The sequence below is a fragment of the Pseudoselenomonas caprae genome, from assembly GCF_008271345.1.
Lineage (GTDB): Bacteria > Bacillota > Negativicutes > Selenomonadales > Selenomonadaceae > Selenomonas_A > Selenomonas_A caprae.
Window position 1 is genome coordinate 26,181 of record NZ_VTOZ01000024.1, and the last position, 21,341, is coordinate 47,521.

Here is a 21,341-nt window from a genome sequence, read left to right on the forward strand (position 1 = left end):
ATGTACACGAAAAAAATTTATTTTTCGGGCGGCGATTTCCACGAACTGCAGGCCGTGTTCACAGGCTTGCCCGGTGTCGTAGCGACGCAGATCGGCTATCTAAGAGGAGAGGGTAACGACGATGAGGTGCATGGCATCGAAGTCGAGTACAATCCGAAAAAAGTGGATCTCTCCATGCTGATGGATATCCTATTCGCCGTCGTGACACCATACCGTCCCGATGGACAGGGCAAGGCGATTGGCAAAGAATTCCGTGCCGGCGTCTGGTACACCGATGCCGAAGATGAGCCGCAGCTGCAGTTTTACATGCACTTCCTGGCGAATCGCGGCAAACCGCCAGCAGCAACGGGGGCCGGCCTTACCATCAACGACCCCAACAGCAAAGCCGTACGGAAATGCTACGCCAAGGCTGTGCTACTCACAGATTTCCGCGTAGCTGCTGAAGAGCATCAACAATACTTTACCAAGCATCCTGATGCGGAATCGTTTATCGATTGGAAAGCGTTTCGGGAGCAGGTGAGGTACTAGCTGACAAAAAATAGGGGAAACAACCAGTAGAAGACAAGAAGAGCCGGCAATCCGAGTGGTCAATTAGACCACCCCGATTGCCGGCTCTTTTGGTGGAGGAAGCAGTATAGGGCTTTTAACTGTTTTTTCAACACTTGTCAGCAGTTGACTGGTCAATTTGCCATGGGGGTGTCGCTTTTTAGCAGGAAATCCCGGATATTCATATGAATGATGCCGTCACGGCTCATGTCAAATTCATCTAATGACAGAACATATTTAGGATAGTTATCGCGGATAGTCTGGTAAACGCCGAATTCACGTTCAATGGTTTCCGGCGATGCCAGTAGGTAGGAGACTTGGATATAGATGCGCTCAGATTGGCGCTCGGCAATAAAGTCGATTTCTTTCTCGCCAGCTTTACCGACGGTTACGTTGTAACCACGTCGTTTGAGCTCAAGGAAGACAATGTTTTCCAAGATGAGGTTGATATCCTGCATGTTGCCGCCGATGACAGCTTCGCGGATGCCGTGGTCGGCCAGATAGTATTTTTCTTGAATGCTCAGGATTTTCTTGCCCACGAGATCTTGTCGCTTTACGGGATAGAAGAGAAATGCTTCGTTGCCAGCATGCAGGTAGTTCAGTACGGTTTCTGGCGATACTTTGCGGCCTTCACTTTTCAGGTATTTGGATATGGTTGTGGCCGAGAAAGTATTGCCAATATTGGTTGTCACATAGGCGAGAATGCGTTCCAGCAGGTCTACATCACGAATCTGCTTCCGGCGAATGATATCTTTTAGCTCTACGGCATTGTATAAATCTCGGAGATATTGTTTGACTGGATCGTCCTGGTATTGGAGGTTCCAAAGATAGGGCATGCCACCGTAGAGAAGGTATTGGCGGAAACAATCTGTTGTTGACCGGCCAGGCTGTGCCTCTTGGATTAAGTCAACAAACTCACGGAATGAGAAGGGATACATGATGAACTCTACATAGCGGCCGGCTAAATATGTGGACAATTCTCCAGAAAGCAGTTTGGAATTTGAACCGGTGATGTAGATGTCGCAATCCATATCTACCCGGAAGGAATTGATGGCCTTTTCCCATTCATGGACTTCTTGGATTTCATCGAAAAAGAGATATACTTTTCCTGTGTGTCCCTTGGTTTTTTCTAGGACATCTTGATGGAGAGCCTTCGCAGTGCAGAGGTGCGATAAAGTCATGGACTCAAAATTGTAGGAAAATATTGCTTTGGCAGGAATTCCATCTTTCATTAGTTCTTGCTGGATGAGTTCTAACATGACCGATTTGCCGCAGCGGCGGATGCCGGTGATGACCTTTATCAGGTCTTTATTCATGAAGGGACGTATTCTTTTCAGATATAAGTCGCGCTTTACCATATAACCATCCTTTCATAAGTTATAACTGATAAAAATATGACTATTAACAATTTTATCAGTTATAACTGATAAAAACAATATGAACAAGAAAAATGTCATTTATAGTTGATGAAACTACAGAAATTGCTGCTGCCGATTTGCAAAAAGCGGCTATCTATGTTACACTTTAACGTATCGTGACGATGAAAAAGAAGAGTAGGCTCGCAGAACATCTTTAGAGAGTCCCCGGCTGGTGGAAAGGGGATGGTGCGGCGGGGTGAACGTTCGCTTTGGAGTCTTTCGGAGGAAATGCCGGACGTAGGACTGCGTTAAAGTCATTTGAGTGAGAAATCAGGGTGGTACCGCGAATTTATGCCTTCGCCCCTCGTGCGCTGTTGCGCAAGGGGCGAGGGCTTTTTTGATAGTAGGAGGTTATTCGATGGAAGAGAAGATTGCACAGCTGAAGGCCGAAGCTGCCGCAGCCGTCAAGGGCGCCGCTGATGTGGCTGCTTTAAACGATATCCGCGTCAAATATCTGGGCAAGAAGGGCGAGTTCACCGCGATTCTGCGCGGCATGGGCAGCCTCAGCCCGGAGGAGCGTCCGAAGGTCGGCGCGATTGTCAACGCGGCCAAAGGCGAGATTGAAGCGCTCATCGGCGAGCAGAAAAAGGTGCTTGAAGCGAAAGAGCTCGAGGCACGTCTTGCCAGTGAGCGCATCGATGTGACGCTGCCGGGCCGCAATGTGCCGATGGGCCATCTGCATCCGCTGACGCTGACTCTTGAGCGCATCAAGGACATTTTCGTGCATATGGGCTTCAGCGTTGAGGAAGGCCCCGAGATCGAGCGCGACTATTTCAACTTCGAGGCGCTGAATCTGCCGAAGGATCATCCGGCCCGCGACATGCAGGATTCTTTCTATATCACCGAAGAGATTTTGATGCGTTCGCAGACGTCGCCGGTCCAGGCCCGCACGATGCAGGCTAGTGAGCCGAACAAGCCGATCCGCATGATTGCGCCGGGCCGCGTGTATCGCCGCGATGAGTACGATGCGACGCATTCACCGATGTTCACGCAGGTCGAAGGCCTGGTCATCGACGAGGGCATCAGCCTCGCGGACCTCAAGGGCACGCTGGAGCTGTTCCTGCATCAGATTTTCAACGAGAATGTCGGCGTCCGCTTCCGTCCGAGTTTCTTCCCATTCACGGAGCCGTCGGCTGAGGTCGATATTTCCTGTGTCATGTGCCACGGCGAAGGCTGCAAGGTCTGCAAGGGCACGGGCTGGCTCGAAATCCTCGGTGCCGGCATGGTTCATCCGCATGTCCTTGAGATGAGCGGCTACGATCCGAAGAAGGTCAGCGGTTTTGCGTTCGGCATGGGTGTTGAGCGTATCGCTATGTTGTCCTACGGTGTCGATGACCTGCGCTTGTTCTACGATAACGACACGCGTTTCCTGAGCCAGTTCTGAGATTGAGGAGGTTATACGATGCAGGTTTCCATTAAATGGCTGAACGATTACATTAAATTCAACGAGACGGCAGAAGAACTTGCCGATAAATATACGATGTCCGGCGTGCCGGTCGAAAACGTCATCCGTGCGGACGAGGGCCTCGACAAGGTCGTGACGGGCCGGATCGAAAAGCTCGAGGCACATCCAGATTCGGACCATCTGCAGATTTGCCAGATGAATGTGGGCGAAAAAGATCTCATCCAGATTATTACGGGGGCTCAGAATGTCAAAGAGGGCCAGATCGTGCCGGTGGCTATGATTGGCGCGCATCTGCCCAATGGCCTTCATATCAAGAAAGGAAAGCTGCGCGGCCTGCCGTCCAACGGCATGCTCTGCTCGGCCGATGAGCTCCACATGGATCTCGACAAACTGCCGGAGGAGCAGAAGAACGGCATCTACATCCTGCCGGCGGATACGCCAGTTGGCGTGCCGGCTAAAGATGTGCTGGGCCTTGACGATGTGGTGCTGGAGTTCGAGCTCACGGCCAACCGCGGCGACTGCTTCAGCGTTATGGGCCTCGTGCGCGAGGCGGCGGTACTCACGGGCAATGAGCCCCACTATCCGGAAATCAAGGTCAATGAGGACGATGCGGCAAGTGCTGCTGACATGGTCAAGATTGACATCGAGGCCCATGACCTCTGTGACCGTTTCTCGGCCCGCGTGCTGAAAAACGTTAAGATCGGCCCGTCGCCGGAGTGGATGCAGCAGCGCCTGGAGGGAGCTGGCATCCGCGCCATCAACAATGTCGTCGATGTCACGAATTTTGTCATGATCGAGCTGGGCCAGCCGATGCATGCGTATGACTATGATGAAATCAAGGGCCATCACCTGACGGCTCGTGTCGCCAAGGCTGGCGAGAACCTCCATACCCTCGACGATTCGTCGCGGGTAGCCAAGGGCACGGAGCTCGTCATCGCTGACGATGAGAAGCCGGCTGGCCTGGCTGGTGTCATGGGCGGCCTGGAGACGGAAGTCACCGAGAAGACCACGACGGTCGTTCTCGAGGCAGCATCTTTCTATGGCCCGAACATCCGCCGCACCTCCCGCAGCTGCGGCCTGCACTCCGAGGCATCGGGCCGCTTTGAGCGCGGTGTCGATGTGACGAATACGCCGCGTGCTCTCGACCGTGCTGCCCAGCTCCTGCAGGAAATGGGGGCCTGCACGGTTACGAAGGGCATCGTCGATGTTTATCCGCAGCCGAAAGAGCCGGTTAAGATTGACTTCACGGCTGAGCAGATCAACAAGCGCCTGGGCACGAAGCTGGCTGGGGCCAAGATGGTGGAAATCCTCGAGAGCCTTGGTTTTGTCGTTGAGGAGAAGGGTGCGGAGGTCTACACGGCTACGGTTCCGTCCTGGCGCAATGACTGCACCTATATGGAAGACCTTTCTGAGGAAGTTTCGCGCATCTATGGGTTTGACAATATCCTGTCGACGTCGCCGCGCGGCACTATCATGCAGGGCCGCCAGAGCGACCGCCAGAACTTCATCGATAAGATCAAGCATGTGCTGGCAAGCCTCGGCATGACCGAGGAGCTGTCCTTCAGCTTCACGAGCACCGAGATGTTCGACAAGATGCAGGTGCCGACAGACAGCCCGCTGCGCCAGGCTATCCCCATCATGAACCCGCTGACCGACGATGCACCGCTGGTCCGCACGAGCCTGCTCACAAGCATCATGGAAAACGCTGTGCGCAACTTCGCCCGCAAGAATACCGATATCCGCCTGTTCGATGTGGCGCCGGTATTCTTCCCGAAGGCATTGCCGGTCACGGAGCTGCCGGATGAAGTCATCAAGCTGACTGGCCTTATCACGGGCCGCCGTCATCCGTTTGGCTGGAACCAGGGAAATGAGATGGTGGACTTCTACGATATGAAGGGCATCGTCGAGGAGCTTTTCCGTGCTCTGTCGATCTCCGGCTACACGGTTGAGGCAGGCGAGCATTTCGCCCTGCATCCGGGCAAGACGGCCCTCTTCAAGAAGGGCCGTGAGGTTATCGCCACGGTGGGCGAGCTGCATCCGGCAGTCGCTGCCAACTTTGGCATCAAGCAGAAGGTCTACCTTTTCGAGATGGATGTGGAGACGCTGATGAAATACACGGCGAAGAACTTCCACTACGAGTCCCTGCCGAAATATCCGGCCATCGCCCGCGACCTGGCCATCGTTGTCGACGAGACGGTTGCCGAGGGCGAAATCAAGGCAGTCATCGAGAAGAACGGCGGCAAGTTCTTCTGCGGCGTGACGTTGTTCGACGTCTACACGGGTGAGCATGTGGCCGCAGGCAAGAAGAGCCTGGCCTTCAACCTCAAGTTCCAGTCCAAGGACAAGACCCTGACCGATGAGGAGGCCGATGCAGGCTTCAACAGCATCCTCAAGGCCGTTGAGGACAAGTTCCAGGCGGAACTGCGCGCGTAAGGAGATCCGCTATGGCAGATGAAAAAAAGAAACCGTCGGAGCGCGTTGTCGTAGAGATCTATGGCAACAGTTATCCGCTGCGCACGGATAATCCGCAGCACATGCGGAAGCTGGCGGCCGAACTCGACAAGAAGATGAAGTTCATGTCGCGGGCCGTTCGCAGTTTCGATGACCGCAAGATCGCGGTGCTCACAGCGCTGCAGCTGGCGGAGGAGTACTATCAGCTCAAGCAGGATTACGATGAGCTTGTAGAGCTCATTGAGGATAAATAAAACACTGGAAATAGGACCAAGTTGCGGCTTGGTTCTATTTTTTTTCTTTGCCAGCAGGATTTATACGGTTTTTAACGAAATAAAATATAAAACAAACATCAATGGCGAAGAGCAATAAAGGGATATCTTCGTAAAAGGTAAAGGAGTGTTTATTAATGGGATGGATGAACAATTTACGGGTGGCTTACAAGCTGCTGATCTTAGCGGTAGTTGCCGTCATCGGCATGAGCTTTATCGGCTGGAATGGCTACTCAGCTGTCACCAAGGCACAGCGGGATATGGAAGTGATGTATGAAGGAACGGTCAAAGGTATCGATGCGGTCGGCAAGGCCGGCTATGGTATCCGTTATGCCCAGGGCATGGCGGTTATTGCAACGACGGTCAAAAACAATCCGCAGCGGCTGCAGGACCTCAAGGGCAAGTATGAGGCCGGCGTCAAAACGGTAGATGACAGTATTGCTGCCTATGATGCAATCCCGCATAAAATTGCTGGCGAAGACCCGATCATGGACAAGGTCAAGAAGGATTGGGCCGCTTTGAAGACGAACCTTGGCGAAGCGGTGGCTTTAAGCATGGAGGGCAAGAACGAAGAAGCGCTGGCTCATTACGAGAAAACTGGTTCGCCGCTGGCAGCAGCCTTGGGAAAGGAACTAGGTGAACTGTCAGAGCTCAACAGCAAGCATGCCGAGGAGCTCAATACGCAGAATGATATTGACTCGGCTGCGGCTGTCCGCAATACGGTCATTCAGCTGCTGGTCACGCTGATTATCCTGATTGCCTGCGCACTTTGGATCACGAAGGAAATCACGAATCCGCTGGAAAAAATGATGCTGTCGCTCAATCGTCTTGAAGGTGGCGATTTCAGCGATCATGCGCGTACGATCATGCGTGGCGATGAATTCGGCCAGATGGCAGATAAGGTTGCCTCTGTCCGCATGAGCCTCAACAAGCTCATGCGTGAGACGAGCTCGACGGCAGAGCAGCTGGCAGCGTCGTCCGAGGAGCTTACGGCAAGCTCGCACCAGTCGGCGCAGGCGTCGGAGCAGGTGGCACAGTCGGTAACGAATGCTGCTGGCGCTGTTGCTGAACAGCAGCAGGATGTCGGCGATACCATCGATGCCATCGATAAGACGGCGGCTGCGATCAACCGCCTGAACCAGACGGCTAAGGAAGTCTCGGATCATGCTGCTGTCACGAACGATGCAGCTACGAGCGGCAATGAGTCCGTCAAGATGGCGGTGGAGCAGATTGAAAGCGTTGCCCGCATCGTCAATACGTCGGCAGCTACGGTCGACAAGCTCGGCCAGAGCTCGCAGGAGATTGGCCAGATTGTCGAGACGATCTCGGCCATCGCCGAGCAGACGAACCTGCTGGCCCTCAACGCAGCTATCGAGGCTGCCCGTGCTGGTGAGCATGGCCGCGGCTTTGCTGTCGTCGCCGATGAGGTAAGGAAGCTCGCCGAGGAGTCGCAGGAGGCTGCTCAGCGCATCACGAGCCTCATCAACGGCATCCAGGGCGATACGGCTGAGGCTGTCCGCTCGATGCAGGCAGGCAGCGATGCGGTCAAGGAGGGCACGCAGTCCGTCGAAGAGCTGCGCGAGAACTTCGCCAGCATCCGCGATGCGGCACTGGCTATGGCAGAACAGGCCAAGGCTATGTCGATGGAAATCCGCTCGGTATCGGAGGAGACCGAGGTCGTCAAGGAGAAATCCGACGGTATCCTCAAGAAGGGCGGCATGGTCGCTTCGGAGATGGAAAGCGTATCGGCAGCATCCGAGCAGCAGTCGGCATCGGCAACAGAAATCGCCGATGCCAGCACGTCACTGGCGAACCTTGCACAGAGCTTGCAGAATTCGCTGCAGAAATTCAGATTCTGACAGTATAACAGGGAATGGGAAAACCCCGCTGGATCTACGGTCCAGCGGGGTTTTTGTGTGTAATGTTGTAACATGATTTTTAGGAAATCCAAAGGAAATCCATGGACAATGGCGAAGTGTAGCAGCGTTGCCATACAGAAGTCATGCTGAGGCGGGCAGATGCTGAAAGGAGAGAGTAGGATGAATACGTCAAGGGAAGCTGGTTTTTCGCTGCTGGGGGTGCTGATCGCTGTCATGATCATCGGCGTGGTGGCGACGATTGCGGTGCCGAAGTTCCATTCGATGATCGTCATGGCCAACACGAGCAAGATACAGGCAGACCTGAGCACTCTCGATGCAGCTGTGGCCGTGTATGAGGCCCAGGAGGGGCGGGTGCCTACGGAGATCTCGCAGCTCAAGGATTATGTCAATGATATCGACAAGCTGAAGCCGCCCGTGGGTGACTGCTTCCTGAAGGATGCGAACGGCAAGGCGGTAAGACATACGATAAAGGATACGGCCTACAAGCTGGTGGCGACGGAGGGCATTTCCCTGGGGGCGATGTCGACGCGCCGGGCAGCTTGCGATGACCATCTGTCGGGAGACTTCGGCAAATGATGGGGGCGGTTTTGCTGCCATTGGGCGGCGTGGTGTTTGGCGCCTGCCTGGCGGGCCTGGCGTATGCCGATATCCGTTGGGGCCTGCTGCCGGACAGGCTGGTGGCACTGCTGGCAGCTACCGCCGTCATTCCCTGGCTGGGCGGTCAGGGCAGCGGTATGGAGGCACTCGGGGGGAGCGGCTGCGGCGCTTGCCTGCTATGGCTGCTGCGCTGGCTCAGCCGGGGCGGGCTCGGCTGGGGCGATGTGAAACTGGCCGGGGCAGCAGGACTGTGGCTGGGCTGGCAGTCCATGCTGGTGGCGCTGGGCATGGCATTTCTTACAGGCGGCCTTTGGGCCTGTGTGCTGGTCTGGCAGGGACGCCAGGGCTGGTCAGATACGCTGCCCTTCGGCCCCTTCTTGGCTGGCGGCTTCCTCTTCGCCTATGAGGTGGGCGCGGAATGCTGGCAGTGGTATTGGTCGTTATGGTGAGGCGATAGCATGGAGGGCAGAGGTCAGGGAAATGCTGGTTTTGTCCTAGGGGAGCTGGCGGTAGTGCTGGCGATAGTGGCCTGCCTGGCCGCGGTGGCAGCACCGTCGCTGCTCAAATTCTATCGGGAGACGGCGCTGGAATATGAGTCGGAGTGCCTGCTGGCTGACCTGCGGCGCACCCAGTCCTTGAGCCGCATGGTGGCAGACAAGGCGTGGCTTTACGGGCAGCAGGAGCCGATGGAGCAGAAGGCGAGCATCCGGGTGGAGGAGACGTATTATGTGTTCCGGGTGAAGAGCCATGCAGGAGAAACGGCGCGCGTGCATCACTACCTGCCCTTTGTCCATGTGCGGCGCAACGACCAGCCTGCCGGCAGCGGCAACCGGACCATTTCCTTCTTGCAGAATGGCGGCCTGGACGATATCGGCAGGCAGATGATGACGCTGGTCCTGTACTGCGAGGGCTGGGAAAATGAGGGCCGCAAGATTATGATCAGCCGGGCGGGCAGAATACGGATAAAGAGGATGATGCGATGAATAGCAGGGCGGAGGGCTACATCCTGCTGGAGATCCTGGTGGTGGGCGTGGTGCTGCTGGCGATGACTGCCAGCCTGCGGCTGTACCAGCAGGCCATGCTGACCGAGGAAATCGATGCAGTGCGCACGACGGGCGTCTACCTGGCCCGGGAGGAGCTGTCACGCCTGCAGTGGCAGGCAGCGAAGCGGGGGCTCCAGGCAGGACAGGTGGGCTGGCTGGGGGCGAAGGAACAATTGCAGATGAATAACGGCCGGTTTGTTGTGCAAGCAGATGTGCAGCCAGTGGCAGAGAATTCCTGGCAGGTTGTCGTGACGGTGGACTGGCAGAGCCTTCACCGGCAGGGGAAGCTGCAGTTCTCGCGGGTCATATGCCGCCAGGACGGAGCGAAGGGGCTGAAATCATGAGGGATGGTAAGCAGAAGGGCTTTGTGCTGCTCGAAGCGGCCGTGTCGCTGCCGATGCTCGTGCTGTTGTTGACGGCGGCTGGAACCATGGTGCTGTGGAGCATCAAGAATTATTTCCTGGTCATGGCCGATGCGGAGCTGCAGCAGGAGGTGGGAATAGCCTTCCAGCGGGTGGTGGAGCATGCGCTGGAGGCTCGGAGCATCGAGCCCAATCATTCCGAGTCGTGCGGATATGACATCTGCAAGCGGGAATACGCCCTGCCACCGCAGGGGGCAGGGGAGAAGCCGCTGCGGCGGACTTTTTGGCTGCATAATATGGAAGGCACACGGAAACTCGTGGATGGCATCGATGCGTCGGCACCGATGACTGGTGATTCCGCGATGGCCGAGGCGTCGATACAGGACTTTTCGTGCCAGGAAGAGCCTGGGCATGAAGGGCTGTATGTAATCCGGCTGCAAGGCGTGAGCGAAAGGACAGGTCATGTGTATACGTTGCAGACGGCAGTCTATCTGCCGCCAGACAAGAAATGAGCCGCGTGCAGGCGAAGCGGGGGCTGTCACGGTGGTGATGCTCTGCCTGATGCTGGTAGTGGTGTTGTTTGCGTTGGCGATGTTGCATACGATACATACCATGCAGGCAGCCGATGAGGAATACCAGCAGGAGATGCAGCTGCGGCTGGCAGCCGAAGGAGTGACAGAGCAGGCGGCACAGCTGCTCACGGCCCATCCGGAGCAGGCTGAGGTGTGCTGGGGGCATAAGCGTACCGAGATAAAGACTACGGGCTTTTGCTATCCTGACAACATGGCGGTGCAGGTCACGGCCGTGCCGCGGCAGGACAAGTTGTATCTGCTGGGCTTTGCCCGCTACAAGGAGGCGGGGGCCCGCTGGGAACGCCATCGGCTGGTCAAGGGCGTATTGCGGAAGGAAGGAACGTCATATGTATGGTTGGGCTGGGCTCCGTGAGTGGGGGCAGAAGCTGGTGCGGCGCTGCCGCAAGGCGTGGCCGGAGGTGGTCGGCATTGAGATCGATGGGCAGGGACAGGTCTATCTGGTGCGGCTGGTCTGCGGGGAGGCTTGGCAGATAGGTGGTGCCGTGCAGCTGCCGGCTGAGCCCTTGGCGCTGGCGGATCAGGCCGAGCGGATCAGTGTCCGGTTGGCGCGCGAGGGCTGGGAAAAGATCCCGCGCGTGCTCGCAGCTGCGCAGGCGGAAATCCTGACCTACTGGATTCCGCTGCCGCCAGATATGCCTGTGGCTGAGCGGCGGGAAGCCGTCTACTGGGAGCTGGAGCCGCAGCTCAGCGAGGCTGCACTGGATATCGAAGCCTTCCTGGTGGCAAGCGCTGAGGTGGCGGGCAGGCCGGATATGTGGGCGGCAGCCGTGAATCGCGAGTATATCCAGCAGGCCTGCGAGGCCTTTGCCCAGGCTGAGATTCCCCTGACTGAGCTGGTGGTGCCGTTCCCGGCAGCGGCGCCGAGGGGCAGGGAGGAACCAAGGGAGGAGCAGCTATCCGTGGCAGGCTGGCAGCTGCCTTGGGCTGAGGGGACACTGCGGTGTGATGCCGCGGCCATCGAGCCGGCGGCCGCCGCAGCGGTGCTGTTCCTGCGGGGGCTGGAGGAGGAAGCGCTGCGGGCGGCATGGCTGCTCAAGCGCAGGGAAACGGCTGAGCGATGGGATTACCGGCGGCTGGCAGCGCTGCTGGCAGGCCTTTGCCTGCTGGGGGCGGGGGCGCTGATCGGCTGGGATGGCTGGGCGCTCTATCAGGCCCGGGCCCAGGCCGAGGCCCGGCAGCAGGAACTGGCCCGGCTTCTGCCGCAGAAGCAGCAGATGGAAGCACTGGAACAGCTGCGGTCGGAGCTCGAGCGGAAAGAACAGCGCTGGCAGGGACTGACACAGGCAGGCTTTCCTTGGTATGGGCTGCTGGTGCACCTGGGGGCGATGACCGTGGATGGCGTCTGGCTCGAGGGTATCGAGCTGCGCGATCAGGATGTGCTGGAGATAGAGGGGCAGGCCGTGAGCTATGAGGCAATCGCGGATTTCGTGCAGGTCTTCGAGCGGGATAAGGATTTCTTTCCCGAGGGGCCGGTGCTGGAGTCGTCAGGGGATACGGCGGAGGGCAAGCAGCCGCGGGCTGGCGGTACCGTTGCTTTCCGGCTGGCACTGCATTTGTAGATGAGGCATGGCGGGAAAGGAGGAAGCAAGTTGCGGCAATTGGCAGGAAGGGAATGGCTGGCGGCAGCGGCAGGCAGCAGCCTGGTGCTGGGGGCCGTGGTCCTATGGGGCATCCATGAGCCGCTGCAGGCGGCCCGGCAGGAGTATCTGAGAGATGCCCAGGTGACGCAGCGTCAGATCGTGACGGTGACGAATTACCAGAATGCGCATCTTGACTTGTCAGCCTATGGGCAGGAATTGACGGACCGTAAGGCACGGGCCGATAAGGCTCTGCCGGCGGAGCTGGCACAGGGGGATTTCTTGAGCCTGCTGCAGCGCGAGGCACTCCGCCATCATGTGGCCTTGCAGCAGGTGACACCGCAGGCAGTGCAGCGGCAGCAGGATATGCAGGTCCTGCCCGTGGAGGTCAGGTTCCGCTGCACGTATTTCGACCTGCTGGCTTTCCTGCGTGGCCTGCGGGAAAGCGAACGCTGCATCCAAGTGGAGCGGACGGCAGTGCGGCAGCAGGAGGGACGGCTTGACTGCGTGCTGGTGCTGCGGATCTATGCCTGGGCAGGAGATAGTCCTGTGGACAATGATTGATATTCAGAGGACTTGATTTATCACATACAATAAATTAAACTATTAATGATAGAAATTTGAAAACCTGCGAGGTGTATCCTGTATGAGTATGTTACGTTTTATGACGGCTGGGGAGTCCCATGGCCCGTGTCTGACGGCAATCCTGGAGGGGCTGCCAGCGGGGCTGAAGATTGACCTTGAGGCCATCAACCGCGATCTGGCCCGCCGTCAGCAGGGCTATGGCCGCGGCGGCCGCATGAAGATCGAGAAGGATAAAGTCGAAATCGTTTCGGGCGTGCGCTTCGGCGAGACGCTGGGCGGCCCGGTGACGCTTCAGGTGGTCAATAAGGACTTTGCCAACTGGACAGATCGCATGGCGGTATTCGGGGAGCCGGCTGGCCCGAAGGTCACTGCTGCGCGCCCGGGCCATGCCGATCTGACTGGCGTCAAGAAGTATGACCGCAAGGACGTCCGTGATATCCTTGAGCGGTCCAGCGCCCGCGAGACGACGATGCGCGTGGCTGTGGGCGCAGTTTGCAAGGAATTCTTGCGGGCGCTGGGCATAAGCATTGTCTCGCAGGTTACGAATATCGGCGGCGTGGCTGTTGACTTGTCAAAGATTGACCGGTCAAGACTCGGCACGGAGAATGGCTCGGAGCTCAACTGCTATGATGCTGAGGCTGAGCAGCAGATGAAGGCCAAGATTGATGCGGCCAAGCAGGCTGGTGATACGCTGGGCGGCATCTTCGAGGTGACGGTCCGCGGCCTGCCCGCAGGCCTCGGCAGCCATATCCAGTGGGACCGCCGTCTCGATGCGAAGCTGGCGGCGGCGATGATGTCGATCCAGGCCATCAAGGGCGTGGAGATCGGTGCAGGCTTTGACTGCGCCATCCTGCCGGGCAGCCAGATCCATGATGAGGTATTCCTCGATGAAACTGGCGAGGTGTACCGCAAGACGAACCGTGCGGGCGGCCTGGAGGGCGGCATGACGAATGGCGAGGAGGTCGTGGTCAAGGCGGCCATGAAGCCAATCCCGACGCTGATGACGCCGCTGCATTCCATCGACATCGAGAGCCGCGAGGCTGTGCTGGCCTGCAAGGAACGCAGCGATACCTGCGCTGTGTCGGCGGCGGCCGTAGTCGGCGAGGCTATGACGGCCTTTGTCATGGCGGAGGCTATTTGCGACAAGTTCGGTGCTGATGCACTGGTGGACGTCAAGGCGGCAATGGACAGCTATAAACAGCGCATCGGGAAGGATTGGTGAGCATGAGGAACGTCGTACTCATCGGTTTCATGGGCACGGGCAAGACGAGCACCGGCAAGATGCTGGCGGCAAAGCTGGGCGCGGCCTTCATTGATATGGATCAGAAAATCGAGGAAGAGGCGGGCATGAGCATCCCCGATATGTTTGCCCGGAAGGGCGAGGCGTACTTCCGGGAGCAGGAACGGGCACTGGTGAAGCGGCTGGCGGCGCGCCGCAACGCGGTCATCTCGACGGGAGGCGGCACGGTCAAGAATCCGGACAACGTGGCGGATTTCAAGAAGAGCGGTGTCATTGTCTGCCTGAGTGCAAGTGTCGATGCGGTGCTGGCGCGCACGAATCGCCGCGGCACGCGGCCGGTGCTTGACAGTGCTGATCAGGGCGACCGCCGCAAGGCTGTCGAGCAGCTGATGGCCGAGCGTCGGGAGCTCTATAAGCAGGCCGATTTCACGATCGATACTAGTGAGCTGTCGCCGCTGCAGGTCGTGGAAAATATCGTGCGTTTTTTGAAAACAAGAGGTGTACTGCATGCGTGAGGTCAAGGTTGATTTAGGCGAGAAAAGTTATTCGATTTATATCGGTTATGGATTAGAGGAGGAATTGCAGGCCTTTGTGCGCAGGGCTGGCTTTTCCCCGAAGGCCTTGCTCGTGACGGATACGAATGTCGGCCCGCTCTATGGCAGCAAGGTCAAGAAGCTGCTGCAGGCGGCCGGGCTGCAGGTGGAGATCGCGCAGGTTCCCGCCGGTGAGAGCTCCAAGTGCCTGGCCGTGGCCGAGGGGCTCTATACCAAGGCCATCGAGCTTGGTCTTGACCGCAAGTCACCGATCTTTGCCCTGGGCGGCGGTGTGGTCGGCGATCTGGCAGGCTTCATCGCGGCGACCTATATGCGGGGCGTGCCCTTCGTGCAGCTGCCGACGAGCCTGTTGGCGCAGGTCGACTCAAGCGTGGGCGGCAAGGTGGCCGTCAACCATGCCTTGGGCAAGAATCTCATCGGGGCCTTCTATCAGCCCAAGGCCGTCTTCATGGATCTGGCGCTGATGAAGACGCTGCCCAAGCGCGAAATCTATACGGGGCTGGGGGAGATCATCAAATACGGCATCATCTATGATGCGGAGTTCTTTGCGTTCCTTGAGCAGAACCAGCAAGCAGTGCTGAGCTTGGAGCCCGAGGCGGCGACGCATATGATCGCGCGCTCCTGTGAGATCAAGGCGGCTGTCGTGAGCCAGGACGAGCAGGAGGCCGGCTTGCGCCGCATCCTGAACTTTGGCCATACGATGGCTCATGCCATCGAGAAGGAGACCGGCTATGTGCGCTACAACCATGGCGAGGCCGTCGCCATCGGCATGGCTGGCGCCGCCGATATCAGCGTACAGCTGGGGCTGCTGCCTGCGGATGCCGCAGCGCGTGTGAACAGGCTCATTGCGGCACTGCATCTGCCGGTGCAGGCCGAGGGCTGCACCGTGGAGGCGATGTATAAAGATATCTTCCACGACAAGAAGACCGTGGGCGGCAAGGTCAACTGGGTGCTCATGACGGGAATCGGCACGGTGATATCCCGCAATGATGTGCCCGAGGAGGTCGTCAAGCGGGCGATGGCGGCGCGTATTTCCCGCTGATTTTCAGTGAAAATTAATTTTTCGGGGTGTTGAAACGCTCTTCCTTTTATGATAAACTATCAGAGTATATGTGGGCGGTCCTCTGAGTGAGCCGGTGACTTGTCACCCATGAGATGCTTGCCACGAACGTCTGAAATAAGGAGGAAATATACAAATGAACATCATCGAAACTTTGGAAAAAGAACAGCTCCGCTCTGACATCCCGGCTTTCGGCCCTGGTGACACGGTTCGCGTTCATGCGAAAATCGTCGAGGGTTCCCGCGAGCGTATCCAGATGTTCGAGGGCGTTGTCATCGCTCGTCAGGGTACGGGTGTCCGTGAGACGTTCACGGTTCGTCGTATTTCTTACGGCGTAGGCGTTGAGCGTATGTTCCCGGTTCATTCCCCGCGCATTGAGAAGATCGACGTTGTCCGCAAGGGTATCGTTCGTCGTGCAAAACTCTATTATCTGCGCAACCTTACGGGTAAAGCTGCTCGTATCAAAGAGAAACGCTAATTGGCGTAACGGTAGGGACTGCTTTTGGGCAGTCCCTATTTGTTTGTAGATTAAAAGTCGATTAGGAGGAGGATACTGTAATGAGTTCTTTAGGAGAAGAAGCCAAGGATTGGATTATCTCGATTGTCGTCGCTGTTGTGCTGGCATTCATCATCCGTCAGTTCGTCGTAGAGCTGTACATTGTTGATGGGCCGTCGATGCGGCCAACGCTGCAGTCCCAGGAGCGTCTGGTGGTCAACAAGTTCATCTACCAGTTCCGCGAGCCGCAGAAGGGGGAAATCCTCGTCTTCCAGTATCCGCGTGATCCGAAACGCGATTTCATCAAACGCGTCATCGCGACGGCTGGCGATACGGTCGAAATCAAGGATGGCCGCGTATTCGTCAATGACCAGCTCTTGAACGAGGACTACATCCTCGAGAAGACGAAGAGCGAATATCCGAAGTCCACGGTGCCGAAGGGGACGATCTTCGTCATGGGGGACAACCGCAACAACTCGGAGGACAGCCGCTTCGCCGATGTCGGCTTTGTGCCACTCGATCTCATCAAGGGCAAGGCGATGCTGGTGTTCTGGCCCTTTGATGCGTTCAAGACGCTGCCGTGATAGCATGAGGTATTGCCGATGAAATTTATCTCTTGGAATGTCAATGGCCTGCGGGCCTGCCTCAAAAAAGGCTTTATGGAATCCTTCTGCCAGCTGGGGGCGGACGTCTTCTGCTTGCAGGAGACGAAGATGCAGCCGGATCAGGCCATCCTCGACCTGCCGGGCTATAAGCAGTACTGGAACAGCGCCGAGAAGAAGGGCTATTCGGGGACGGCGGTCTTCACGCGCATCGAGCCCCTTTCGGTAAGCTACGGGCTCGGCATCGAGGAGCACGACCACGAGGGCCGTGTGATCACGCTGGAGTTCCCGGAATTTTACTTCGTGACGGTCTACACGCCGAACTCCAAGCGGGAGCTGGAGCGTCTGGCCTACCGCATGGAGTGGGAGGATGCCTTCCGTGCCTATCTACTTGAGCTTGACAGCAAGAAGCCGGTTATCGTCTGCGGCGATCTCAACGTGGCCCACACGGAGATCGATCTCAAGAATCCGAAGACGAACCATCATAATGCAGGCTTCACCGATGAGGAGCGGGGCAAGTTCACGGAGCTTCTGGAGGCGGGCTTCATCGATACCTTCCGCACGCTGTATCCGGAGCGCACGGGCATCTACACTTGGTGGTCGTACCTGCGCAAGGCCCGCGATACGAATGCGGGCTGGCGCATCGATTACTTCGTGACGTCGAAGCGGCTCCAAGACCGCATCGCCGATGCGACCATCCACAATGAAATATTTGGCAGTGACCATTGCCCCGTGGGCTTGGAGCTCAAATAAAACAAACGGCAGTAGCAATCTTATCATAGGATTGCTGCTGCCGTTTTTGACTGGTCAATTTTGACTTGTCAAATGCTGACATGTCAGATTTGACCGGTCAATTTTGTGATATTGACTTTGACATCGTAGAAGGTGCTGCCACCGTCTTTGTCGGTGGTGCGGGCATGGGTCAGCTGGTTGGTGTTGCCAGTCTTTGTCAGCGTGTTCCACCAGACGCCCTCGCTGACGACGCGGCCTGGTTGGGTGCGTGCCGATAGGGTAAGCGTAAACTGCGCACTTCCCTGGGCATTGCTGGTCTGCACGGTATCGCCTTCGCAAAGGCCCAGGCGCTGGGCATCATCAGGATGCATCAAAAGCTCCATGACATGGCCCCGCGTGAGCTCGGGCCGCTCGTTGAAGGAGCTGTCGAGGATGCGCGGGTCGGGGGCGTTGATAAGCAGGAATGTTTCGGTGTCGTTGGCATAATGGGGCGGACGGTAGTCGGGCAGGGCTGGCTCGATGGCTGGATTTTTGATTTCGATTTTGCCTGAGGGTGTTTTAAAATCGAGTTTGTAATTTTCGGGCAGAGGCAGGTCGACTGGCTCGCCGTTTGCTAGTTTTGCTTTGTCGACAGGCAGTGGCCAGGCCGTGTCGGTGCTGGCGATGAATTTTTCAATCAGTTCTGCTTCCGTCTGCTGGAAGAAGGTATCGTCGATGCCCATGGCCTTGGCCAGCAGCGAAAAGACCTGCCAGTTGGATTTGCTTTGGCCGACCGGCGGGATGGCGGCATCGCCGCGCTGGACGGTATAGTGGCCGTAAGAATAGTAGATGTCGTCGTGCTCCAGGGAAGTCGTCGCAGGCAGGATGATATCGGCATAGCGGGCCGTGTCGGTCATGAAGCGCTCGTGGACGACGGTGAAGAGGTCCTCGCGCAAAAGCCCCTGCTGGACGAGGACCTGCTCGGGGGCCGTGCAGGCAGGGTTGGAGGAATAGACATAAAGGCTCTTGATGGGGGGCGCTAGTTTTTCATCTGTCAGGGCCTGGCCCAGCTTGATCATGTTGATATGGCGGACGCCACCCTTTTCCTTTTCGGGGCGGCGGATGATGCTCTTGTCAAAGGCATGACTGCCCGAGGCTGAGGTCAGCAGGCCGCCGCCGGTATGGGCATAGGCGCCGACGATGGCGGGCAGGCAGGTGATGAGCCGCGAGGTCATCGCGCCGTTGCCATAGCGGGACTGGCCGCTGCCAAGGCGGATGAAGGGGGCCCGGGCGCGGCCGAAGGCCTTGGCAAGCTCCTCAATGGCTGCGGCAGGAACCTCCGTGATGGCTGCTACGTTAGCTGGCGTATAGCGGGGCAGGACGTTGTCGCGAAGTTCCTCCCAGCCCGTGACATATTGCTGGATGAATTTCTCGTCGACAAGTCCGTCGCGGCTAAGCACATGCATAAGGCCCAGGGCCAGGGCACCGTCGGTGCCGGGTTTCACGCAGGTGAAGTGGTCGGCATAGCGGGCTGTTGGCGTCTCATAGGTGTCGATGCACCAGATTTTAGCGCCGTTTTGGCGGGCAAGCTCCACATCGTGACGGAAGTGGATGTCGGTGGCCAGCATGCTGATGCTCCAGAGAATGATGAAGTCACTGCAGCCGGCCTCCTGGGGTGCAGTGGGCAGCGTGCCGCCCATGACGTCGCGATAGCCGCGCGATTTTGCTGGGGCGCAGATGGTGCGGTCAAGGCTCGTGGCGCCCAGCTGATAGAAGAAGCTGTGGCCGGCACTGTACTGGATGGTGCCCATGGTGCCAGCATAGGAGTAGGGCAGGATGGCCTCAGCACCGTACGTATCAATGATGGTTTTCCATTGGCTGGCGATGGCCGCAATGGCGGTGTCCCAGCTGATCGGCGCAAATTCCCCGCTGCCCTTGGGGCCGACGCGTTTGAGGGGCGTCGTAAGGCGTGCCGGTGAGTGCACCGTGCGCTCGTAGCGCGCCATCTTAGGGCAGAGTGTGCCGCGGGTATAGCTGTGGCTCGGGTCGCCCTTTACTTTGATAACTTCATCGCCCTCGGTATAGACAAGCAGCCCGCAGCAATCGGGGCAGTCGTAAGGGCAGGCGGATTTCTTGATTTCCATGAGGACACCTCCATTGTATTCATTACTCTCTATTATACGACAAGAAATTAATTATTGCGATGATAATAGTCCTTGTGATAATATGTAGATTAGTGTTATTTGCATATGGGAGGATTTACTTTGTCAGCATTAAGTGAAGAACTCAATAAAGAAATAGAAAAGCGCCGCACCTTTGCCATCATCTCCCACCCGGATGCTGGTAAGACGACGCTTACCGAGAAACTCCTGCTCTACGGTGGTGCCATCCATCTGGCTGGTTCCATCAAGAGCCGCAAGACTCAGCGCCATGCGGTATCCGACTGGATGGAAATCGAGAAGCAGCGTGGTATCTCGGTCACTTCGTCGGTGCTGCAGTTCGACTACGACGGCTGCCGCATCAACATCCTCGATACGCCGGGCCATCAGGACTTCTCCGAGGACACCTACCGCACGCTGATGGCCGTTGACAGTGCTGTCATGGTCATCGACGTAGCCAAGGGCGTCGAGGCCCAGACGAAGAAACTGTTCAAGGTCTGCAAGCAGCGGAACATTCCTATCTTTACCTTTGTCAACAAGCTGGACCATTATGGTAAGGCTCCGATTGACCTTATGGACGAAATCGAAAACGTGCTGGGCATCCGCTCTTATCCGATGAACTGGCCAATCGGTCAGGACGGGCAGTACATGGGCGTCTATGACCGCCGCAACGACAAGGTGCTGCTGTTCGCTGAGGATACGACGCACGGCCAGGAAGCGCGCATCGCCGATGTCTATGAGCCCGATGACCCGGCAGTCATCGAGCGCGTGGGCGAAGATATTTGGGAAGCTCTGCAGGAAGATCTGGAGCTCCTCAATGAGGCTGGTGAAGAATTCGATATGGAACTTGTCAATGCCGGTGAGCTTACGCCCATGTTCTTTGGTTCGGCCATGACGAACTTCGGTGTGCAGGACTTCCTGGAAGGCTATATCCGCATGGCGCCGATTCCGCAGCCCCGCAAGTCCTCCGAGGGCATGATTCCGGCCAGCGATGAGAAGTTCTCGGGCTTTGTCTTTAAGATTCAGGCCAACATGAACCCGGCCCATCGCGATCGTCTGGCCTTCATCCGCATTTGCTCGGGCAAGTTCGAGCGCAACATGGAAGTCTGGCATGAGCGCACGGGCAAGATGTTAAAGCTCGCTCAGCCTCAGCAGTTCCTGGCTCAGGACCGCCAGATTGTGGATACGGCATACCCGGGTGATATCATCGGTCTCTTCGACCCGGGTGTCTTTGGCATCGGCGACACGGTCTGCGATGCCAGCCATAAGTTCAAATATGCGGACTTCCCGGTATTCCCGCCAGAAAAATTCGCCCGCGTCCAGGCGAAGGATACCATGAAGCGCAAGCAGTTCGTCAAGGGTATCGAGCAGCTCACGCAGGAAGGTGCTATCCAGCTCTTCCAGCAGGCTGGTGCTGGCACGGAGTCCTATATCGTTGGTACGGTCGGCACGCTGCAGTTCGAGGTGCTTGAGTACCGCCTCAAGAATGAGTACAACGTTGACATCGAGATGAACATGCAGCCCTTTGAGGTCGCCCGCTGGATGGCCTTTGAGGATGGTCGCGAAGTGACGCCGGCGGCGCTCAAAGGTGCTGACCGCGGCATGTTCGTCTATGACCGCAACCAGAATCCGGTGCTCCTGCTCAACAACGAGTGGGCTATCGGCTGGATTACGGATAACAATCCGGATCTCGTGCTCAACCACGTTCCGTTTGACAAGAAAGAAGCATAATATAAAGGAAAAGCCTGCTGGCGTCGGTGTCAGCAGGCTTTTTTTAATAATATAAATTG

The 21,341-nt window shown here is 57.3% G+C and carries 22 protein-coding genes and 1 other annotated feature; of the genes, 20 read left to right on the forward strand and 2 right to left on the reverse strand.

What is annotated here, in order from left to right; all coding sequences use genetic code 11:
* A complete protein-coding gene (locus FZ041_RS10845) occupies nucleotides 1–528 on the forward strand; it encodes a peptide-methionine (S)-S-oxide reductase (RefSeq protein ID WP_149189566.1) in 528 nt (175 codons plus the stop codon).
* A 152-nt stretch (nucleotides 529–680) separates the two neighbouring features.
* Here the strand turns inward: FZ041_RS10845 and FZ041_RS10850 are convergent, their stop codons facing one another.
* On the reverse strand, nucleotides 681–1,862 hold the full coding sequence (locus FZ041_RS10850; RefSeq protein ID WP_222931158.1) for an ATP-binding protein: 1,182 nt from the start codon (nucleotides 1,860–1,862) through the stop codon (nucleotides 681–683).
* 215 nt (nucleotides 1,863–2,077) lie between these two features.
* Nucleotides 2,078–2,272: a binding site (T-box leader), on the forward strand.
* A 50-nt stretch (nucleotides 2,273–2,322) separates the two neighbouring features.
* Between FZ041_RS10850 and pheS the strand changes: the two genes are divergently transcribed.
* From pheS to FZ041_RS10940, 18 genes are all read left to right on the forward strand, one after another.
* On the forward strand, nucleotides 2,323–3,348 hold the full coding sequence (gene pheS, locus FZ041_RS10855; protein ID WP_149189568.1) for a phenylalanine--tRNA ligase subunit alpha: 1,026 nt from the start codon (nucleotides 2,323–2,325) through the stop codon (nucleotides 3,346–3,348).
* An 18-nt stretch (nucleotides 3,349–3,366) separates the two neighbouring features.
* Nucleotides 3,367–5,802 (forward strand): phenylalanine--tRNA ligase subunit beta, encoded by a 2,436-nt coding sequence (gene pheT / locus FZ041_RS10860; RefSeq protein ID WP_149189569.1) that lies wholly within the window; start codon nucleotides 3,367–3,369, stop codon nucleotides 5,800–5,802.
* Between the two features lie 11 nt (nucleotides 5,803–5,813).
* Nucleotides 5,814–6,074 carry a cell division protein ZapA gene (locus FZ041_RS10865; RefSeq protein ID WP_075443141.1) on the forward strand — a complete coding sequence of 87 codons (261 nt, stop codon included), beginning with the start codon at nucleotides 5,814–5,816 and terminating at the stop codon, nucleotides 6,072–6,074.
* 155 nt (nucleotides 6,075–6,229) lie between these two features.
* Nucleotides 6,230–7,951: a methyl-accepting chemotaxis protein gene (locus FZ041_RS10870; protein ID WP_149189570.1), complete on the forward strand. Its 1,722-nt coding sequence runs from the start codon at nucleotides 6,230–6,232 to the stop codon at nucleotides 7,949–7,951.
* 180 nt (nucleotides 7,952–8,131) lie between these two features.
* Nucleotides 8,132–8,548, forward strand: a complete 417-nt coding sequence (locus tag FZ041_RS10875; RefSeq protein ID WP_082336347.1) for a competence type IV pilus major pilin ComGC — start codon at nucleotides 8,132–8,134, stop codon at nucleotides 8,546–8,548.
* On the forward strand, nucleotides 8,545–9,018 hold the full coding sequence (locus tag FZ041_RS10880; protein ID WP_149189571.1) for a prepilin peptidase: 474 nt from the start codon (nucleotides 8,545–8,547) through the stop codon (nucleotides 9,016–9,018). The genes FZ041_RS10875 and FZ041_RS10880 overlap by 4 nt, the downstream gene beginning before the upstream one ends.
* 9 nt (nucleotides 9,019–9,027) lie before the next feature.
* The gene (locus FZ041_RS10885; protein WP_149189572.1) at nucleotides 9,028–9,552 is read left to right on the forward strand and encodes a pilus assembly FimT family protein; all 525 of its coding nucleotides are present in this window, start codon (nucleotides 9,028–9,030) and stop codon (nucleotides 9,550–9,552) included.
* A complete protein-coding gene (locus FZ041_RS10890) occupies nucleotides 9,549–9,956 on the forward strand; it encodes a hypothetical protein (protein ID WP_149189573.1) in 408 nt (135 codons plus the stop codon). The genes FZ041_RS10885 and FZ041_RS10890 overlap by 4 nt, the downstream gene beginning before the upstream one ends.
* A complete protein-coding gene (locus FZ041_RS10895) occupies nucleotides 9,953–10,486 on the forward strand; it encodes a hypothetical protein (RefSeq protein WP_149189574.1) in 534 nt (177 codons plus the stop codon). Before FZ041_RS10890 ends, FZ041_RS10895 begins: the two co-directional genes overlap by 4 nt.
* Nucleotides 10,437–10,919: a hypothetical protein gene (locus FZ041_RS10900; RefSeq protein WP_149189575.1), complete on the forward strand. Its 483-nt coding sequence runs from the start codon at nucleotides 10,437–10,439 to the stop codon at nucleotides 10,917–10,919. The genes FZ041_RS10895 and FZ041_RS10900 overlap by 50 nt, the downstream gene beginning before the upstream one ends.
* The gene (locus FZ041_RS10905) at nucleotides 10,894–12,126 is read left to right on the forward strand and encodes a PilN domain-containing protein (RefSeq protein ID WP_149189576.1); all 1,233 of its coding nucleotides are present in this window, start codon (nucleotides 10,894–10,896) and stop codon (nucleotides 12,124–12,126) included. Before FZ041_RS10900 ends, FZ041_RS10905 begins: the two co-directional genes overlap by 26 nt.
* A gap of 30 nt (nucleotides 12,127–12,156) precedes the next feature.
* Nucleotides 12,157–12,708 (forward strand): GspMb/PilO family protein, encoded by a 552-nt coding sequence (locus FZ041_RS10910; protein ID WP_149189577.1) that lies wholly within the window; start codon nucleotides 12,157–12,159, stop codon nucleotides 12,706–12,708.
* Nucleotides 12,709–12,790: 82 nt separating this feature from the next.
* On the forward strand, nucleotides 12,791–13,951 hold the full coding sequence (gene aroC, locus FZ041_RS10915; protein WP_149189578.1) for a chorismate synthase: 1,161 nt from the start codon (nucleotides 12,791–12,793) through the stop codon (nucleotides 13,949–13,951).
* Between the two features lie 2 nt (nucleotides 13,952–13,953).
* Entirely contained in the window at nucleotides 13,954–14,484 is a 531-nt protein-coding gene (locus FZ041_RS10920) for a shikimate kinase (RefSeq protein WP_149189579.1), read from the forward strand.
* On the forward strand, nucleotides 14,477–15,565 hold the full coding sequence (aroB, locus tag FZ041_RS10925; protein WP_149189580.1) for a 3-dehydroquinate synthase: 1,089 nt from the start codon (nucleotides 14,477–14,479) through the stop codon (nucleotides 15,563–15,565). The genes FZ041_RS10920 and aroB overlap by 8 nt, the downstream gene beginning before the upstream one ends.
* Nucleotides 15,566–15,719: 154 nt before the next feature.
* The gene (rplS, locus tag FZ041_RS10930; RefSeq protein ID WP_075428710.1) at nucleotides 15,720–16,061 is read left to right on the forward strand and encodes a 50S ribosomal protein L19; all 342 of its coding nucleotides are present in this window, start codon (nucleotides 15,720–15,722) and stop codon (nucleotides 16,059–16,061) included.
* Nucleotides 16,062–16,141: 80 nt separating this feature from the next.
* Nucleotides 16,142–16,663, forward strand: a complete 522-nt coding sequence (gene lepB, locus FZ041_RS10935) for a signal peptidase I (protein ID WP_149189581.1) — start codon at nucleotides 16,142–16,144, stop codon at nucleotides 16,661–16,663.
* Nucleotides 16,664–16,681: 18 nt separating this feature from the next.
* Nucleotides 16,682–17,434 carry an exodeoxyribonuclease III gene (locus FZ041_RS10940; RefSeq protein ID WP_075445822.1) on the forward strand — a complete coding sequence of 251 codons (753 nt, stop codon included), beginning with the start codon at nucleotides 16,682–16,684 and terminating at the stop codon, nucleotides 17,432–17,434.
* 83 nt (nucleotides 17,435–17,517) lie between these two features.
* Here the strand turns inward: FZ041_RS10940 and FZ041_RS10945 are convergent, their stop codons facing one another.
* A complete protein-coding gene (locus FZ041_RS10945; protein ID WP_149189582.1) occupies nucleotides 17,518–19,536 on the reverse strand; it encodes a molybdopterin-dependent oxidoreductase in 2,019 nt (672 codons plus the stop codon).
* A gap of 120 nt (nucleotides 19,537–19,656) precedes the next feature.
* Here FZ041_RS10945 and FZ041_RS10950 point away from each other — a divergent pair, with 120 nt between their 5' ends.
* Nucleotides 19,657–21,282 carry a peptide chain release factor 3 gene (locus FZ041_RS10950; RefSeq protein WP_149189583.1) on the forward strand — a complete coding sequence of 542 codons (1,626 nt, stop codon included), beginning with the start codon at nucleotides 19,657–19,659 and terminating at the stop codon, nucleotides 21,280–21,282.
* Nucleotides 21,283–21,341: the final 59 nt, after the last annotated feature.

Bases quoted from the DNA above. Each gene is read 5' to 3' on its own strand.
- FZ041_RS10845 (WP_149189566.1), top strand. From the start codon at position 1: ATGTACACGAAAAAAATTTATTTTTCGGGCGGCGATTTCCACGAACTG.
- FZ041_RS10850 (WP_222931158.1), bottom strand. From the start codon at position 1,862: ATGAATAAAGACCTGATAAAGGTCATCACCGGCATCCGCCGCTGCGGC.
- pheS (WP_149189568.1), top strand. From the start codon at position 2,323: ATGGAAGAGAAGATTGCACAGCTGAAGGCCGAAGCTGCCGCAGCCGTC.
- pheT (WP_149189569.1), top strand. From the start codon at position 3,367: ATGCAGGTTTCCATTAAATGGCTGAACGATTACATTAAATTCAACGAG.
- FZ041_RS10865 (WP_075443141.1), top strand. From the start codon at position 5,814: ATGGCAGATGAAAAAAAGAAACCGTCGGAGCGCGTTGTCGTAGAGATC.
- FZ041_RS10870 (WP_149189570.1), top strand. From the start codon at position 6,230: ATGGGATGGATGAACAATTTACGGGTGGCTTACAAGCTGCTGATCTTA.
- FZ041_RS10875 (WP_082336347.1), top strand. From the start codon at position 8,132: ATGAATACGTCAAGGGAAGCTGGTTTTTCGCTGCTGGGGGTGCTGATC.
- FZ041_RS10880 (WP_149189571.1), top strand. From the start codon at position 8,545: ATGATGGGGGCGGTTTTGCTGCCATTGGGCGGCGTGGTGTTTGGCGCC.
- FZ041_RS10885 (WP_149189572.1), top strand. From the start codon at position 9,028: ATGGAGGGCAGAGGTCAGGGAAATGCTGGTTTTGTCCTAGGGGAGCTG.
- FZ041_RS10890 (WP_149189573.1), top strand. From the start codon at position 9,549: ATGAATAGCAGGGCGGAGGGCTACATCCTGCTGGAGATCCTGGTGGTG.
- FZ041_RS10895 (WP_149189574.1), top strand. From the start codon at position 9,953: ATGAGGGATGGTAAGCAGAAGGGCTTTGTGCTGCTCGAAGCGGCCGTG.
- FZ041_RS10900 (WP_149189575.1), top strand. From the start codon at position 10,437: ATGTGTATACGTTGCAGACGGCAGTCTATCTGCCGCCAGACAAGAAAT.
- FZ041_RS10905 (WP_149189576.1), top strand. From the start codon at position 10,894: ATGTATGGTTGGGCTGGGCTCCGTGAGTGGGGGCAGAAGCTGGTGCGG.
- aroC (WP_149189578.1), top strand. From the start codon at position 12,791: ATGAGTATGTTACGTTTTATGACGGCTGGGGAGTCCCATGGCCCGTGT.
- FZ041_RS10920 (WP_149189579.1), top strand. From the start codon at position 13,954: ATGAGGAACGTCGTACTCATCGGTTTCATGGGCACGGGCAAGACGAGC.
- aroB (WP_149189580.1), top strand. From the start codon at position 14,477: ATGCGTGAGGTCAAGGTTGATTTAGGCGAGAAAAGTTATTCGATTTAT.
- rplS (WP_075428710.1), top strand. From the start codon at position 15,720: ATGAACATCATCGAAACTTTGGAAAAAGAACAGCTCCGCTCTGACATC.
- lepB (WP_149189581.1), top strand. From the start codon at position 16,142: ATGAGTTCTTTAGGAGAAGAAGCCAAGGATTGGATTATCTCGATTGTC.
- FZ041_RS10940 (WP_075445822.1), top strand. From the start codon at position 16,682: ATGAAATTTATCTCTTGGAATGTCAATGGCCTGCGGGCCTGCCTCAAA.
- FZ041_RS10945 (WP_149189582.1), bottom strand. From the start codon at position 19,536: ATGGAAATCAAGAAATCCGCCTGCCCTTACGACTGCCCCGATTGCTGC.